The organism is Shewanella sp. 1180_01 (assembly GCF_052850535.1).
This window is the reverse complement of the sequence record NZ_VXCT01000138.1, coordinates 1-1,324: the sequence shown is the minus strand read 5'-3', so window position 1 is coordinate 1,324 and position 1,324 is coordinate 1. Positions and strand designations below refer to the sequence as shown.

General features: G+C 42.2%; 1 protein-coding gene. It reads left to right on the top strand.

Going from position 1 to position 1,324, the window contains the following annotated elements; all coding sequences use genetic code 11:
* The first annotated feature begins 68 nt into the window (after window positions 1-68).
* Entirely contained in the window at window positions 69-1,097 is a 1,029-nt protein-coding gene (locus FW758_RS24485) for an IS110-like element ISSba8 family transposase (RefSeq protein WP_076502320.1), read from the top strand.
* The last annotated feature ends 227 nt before the right edge of the window (window positions 1,098-1,324 follow it).

Sequence of the window (1,324 nt, the reverse complement as noted above, 5' to 3'; positions counted from 1 at the left end):
CCTCAGCACCTAAGCTTGCAGTATTATGCCAAGCTTAAAGCTGACAAATAGTTCTGGAGGTTTCCATCATGGATATTAAAGTTATTGGTATCGATTTAGCCAAAAATGTTTTTCAAGTTTGTGTTTGTCTTATGGATAACTCTGTCATGAGTAACAAAAAGGTTAACAGAAACAAGCTGCTCGATAAAATTAGACAATTCCCCGAAGGTAGCCTTATTGCTATGGAGGCCTGTGGTACGGCGCATTACTGGGGAAGACAATTTCAAGCTCTTGGTTATCAAGTGCAATTGATCCCTGCTCAACATGTTAAGCCATTTGTTGCAAACCAAAAGAATGATGCCAACGATGCCCTCGCTATATGCGAAGCGGTTTTCAGACCTAATATCCACATGGTTCCAGTTAAAACTGTTGAGCAACAAGACATTAAAGCATTACGTTGTGTACGTAGTCGTCTCGTTCAAAATCGAACCGCCATGGTCAATCAAATTCGAAGCCTAGCGAGCGAGTCTGGTGTGATCTTCTCTGTCGGCAGGTTGCAATTACAAGCGTCACTTAGCCGTATTTTAGCAAATAATGAGCATGAACTGTCTCATACGCTTCATTACCTGTTAAAATTTTTATATGAAGATTTATGTGTTTTAAATGAGAGAATTAATCAAATCGAGCGCGACATTAAAGCGCTATGTCAAATCCAACCTCGCTACAATGCATTGCTGTCGATCCCTGGCTTTGGACCATTAGTCACAGCAAGCTTTATGAGTGAATTAGGTTCGGGTCATCAATTTAAAAATGGCCGGCAATTATCTGCATGGTGTGGCTTAGTGCCATCGCAATCGAGTTCTGGTGGAAAAGTTCGACTAGGATCGATCACGAAAAATGGCAGCTCAGAACTACGTGTTTTACTCATACACGGCGCCAGAGCCGTTGGCCGATTTGCGAGCAAACGTGATGATAGACTTGGGCGATGGTTTAATGCACTTGCGTTAAGGCAAGGTCGACACAAAGCCGTTGTCGCATTGGCCAATAAAATAGCGCGTATAGGATGGCGGATCCTCACGAGTAACGATAATTTCGACGTTAATAAAGCGTTTGCGTAAGACGTTAAGCATCACGTAAAAGTTTACATGCACTGATGAATAAACGGTCAACCGTACCTATTAGAGCCTGACTTGACCAAGGCATTAAATGCCGATGTAGTGATAAGGTAATGGGTTTCGGATTTACATCATGGCGCGGGTAAAAAGCCTATTTAGACGCCGAATATATGGTAGTGAACCAATCATTCAAAAGTGTTGTAAAAGCTGAGGCGTCCATATATGGTCAA